The sequence below is a fragment of the Bradyrhizobium nivariense genome, assembly GCF_029846695.2.
Lineage (GTDB): Bacteria > Pseudomonadota > Alphaproteobacteria > Rhizobiales > Xanthobacteraceae > Bradyrhizobium.
This window is the reverse complement of the sequence record NZ_JARWCR020000176.1, coordinates 1-1,695: the sequence shown is the minus strand read 5'-3', so window position 1 is coordinate 1,695 and position 1,695 is coordinate 1. Positions and strand designations below refer to the sequence as shown.

Below are 1,695 nucleotides of genomic sequence, written 5' to 3'. Positions count from 1 at the left end.
AGGCCGGTGAGTGGTTCCGGCGGGGTCGTCTGCTCATGGTCTCTCCTGATTCGCGGGGCCTATCGTGCCCGCCGTCAGGCAGAAACTCCACTTAGCGTCCTGTGCAGATTTCCGGGACCGGCTCTGAGGCCGCCAATTAGGCGGCCTCAGTTCTTCGTTAGAGGCTTCTTTTGTTCCTCGGCGACCGCCTCAATATCAACCAGGGGCAGTTCGCCTGTGCGGTCCTTCAGATCGGCTGCACGCTGGATCTCAATCCCGACGCGACCTGCGGGTCCTTTGTTGTTTTAGCCATTCGCAGCAGCGTTGCTGCGGCTTCTCGGGCAAAGGAGGTGTAGCGCGCCACGTCATTTTTCCCACGAAGTCCCCGTGAGATGAGTCAAAAACCCGGACTGAGTTCCAGTGCTTGTACAAAAATGTACACAGGCGACAAAAAGGACCTCAGCTCCGGGGCTGGCGCCAACGGAAGCATCAACTTGGCTCCTGCCATTTGGTTCCCGGTGCTTGTCAGCTAGATCGGTCAGCCGAACCAACCCGATGAGGCACCCTGCGGCTCCAAAAGATCACCTTCAAGGATATGCGCCAGATGGGGTGCACGGCGTTCTGATTATTGTGCCGACACCCACATTAATTTCCGCTTCGCGCCCCTGAGCCGATACGTGCCGGTCTATGGATGAAGCCTTAACAAAAGGCCCCGACGTTGTTACACGTCGAGGCCCTTTCAAGATCATCAGGCCGGTTACATCCGCCGTGCTTCCGATCTTGAGTGTCGTCGGATTACCGCATCCGATCTGGTTCAGAATGTGGCACGGGCTGCGGCATCAGCGTGATCACACGCGGCACGAAAGCGCTCGGCCGCCAACTCGCCCTTGCGCCATTCGGCGCGGCGCCGGGCGCTCGGGCGCCAACGCCTGCTTACTCCGTGGCCTTCTACGATATGGACATACGTGTTCGCCGGCCTCGTTGCAGGCTGCGCGTACTGGTTTGTTGCCGTCAGCCGCGCGGGCAGTCCAACTGACGCAGCCAATCCTGCGAAGCTCCGGGAAGTGAGGCTCGTAACAGCAGACTAACGGCGCTACGAACTCCTTGATGCGCTTAGAGCCATGATCGGCCAGTTAGTGCAGCGTCGCGGACGGCCGCTCCGTCATCGCCTCGACAAATTGCCGCAAGCCATCCATGGCTTTGCTCCGCCACGCCTCCAGCTCACCGGCATATTTCGACAAGTTCGCACGAAACTCTTCCCCGTCAATGTCGGCACCGCGAGCAAGCCGACGGCGCGCATAGGCCGTGAGCGCAAGATCGCGATGGCGGCGCAACTCGGCGTTTGCTTCGTCTAATATTTTCATTTTCCACGCTTCACAGCCAGTCGCCAAAATCCGCTTTCACCCGGTCGAACGCCGGTGTTTTCCGCGTCGGTATGCCAAATCGAACCCGCATGTGTGACGAAGGAGCCCGGCTGATACGTCCGCGATGCATCCCAAATGCCCAGGTAGCGCAGTGTCGGGCGCGACTCGAGTTCCTTGATCCGCTCCTTCAACGGCGCGGTTGCTTTCAGCACGAAATCGCCGATCTGAGCTGCTGCCGGTTTGATGGACGGCTGGTTAAGCTAATCCCACCTTGCGCTCGAACTCAACAGGGCTGAGATATCCGATCGTCGAATGACGGCGGATGGCATTGTAGAACCGCTCGATATAGTCG

The 1,695-nt window shown here is 59.2% G+C and carries 4 protein-coding genes; 1 reads left to right on the top strand and 3 read right to left on the bottom strand.

All coding sequences use genetic code 11. The features are described from left to right. The first annotated feature begins 170 nt into the window (after positions 1-170). Positions 171-335, top strand: a complete 165-nt coding sequence (locus QCM77_RS45780) for a hypothetical protein (protein ID WP_279669302.1) — start codon at positions 171-173, stop codon at positions 333-335. Between the two features lie 777 nt (positions 336-1,112). On the opposite strand, the gene QCM77_RS45775 is transcribed toward QCM77_RS45780, so the two are convergent. From QCM77_RS45775 to QCM77_RS45765, 3 genes are all read right to left on the bottom strand, one after another. Further along, positions 1,113-1,343, bottom strand: coding sequence for a hypothetical protein (locus QCM77_RS45775; RefSeq protein ID WP_279669301.1), 231 nt, complete (start codon positions 1,341-1,343; stop codon positions 1,113-1,115). Then, positions 1,340-1,555, bottom strand: coding sequence for a hypothetical protein (locus tag QCM77_RS45770; protein ID WP_279669300.1), 216 nt, complete (start codon positions 1,553-1,555; stop codon positions 1,340-1,342). Before QCM77_RS45770 ends, QCM77_RS45775 begins: the two co-directional genes overlap by 4 nt. A gap of 43 nt (positions 1,556-1,598) precedes the next feature. Continuing rightward, positions 1,599-1,695, bottom strand: a 97-nt coding sequence (locus QCM77_RS45765; RefSeq protein WP_279663917.1) for an IS3 family transposase, incomplete at its 5' end; no start/stop codon positions are given.

Excerpts from the sequence above, each read along its gene's own strand:
- QCM77_RS45775 (WP_279669301.1), bottom strand. The coding sequence starts at position 1,343 with ATGAAAATATTAGACGAAGCAAACGCCGAGTTGCGCCGCCATCGCGAT.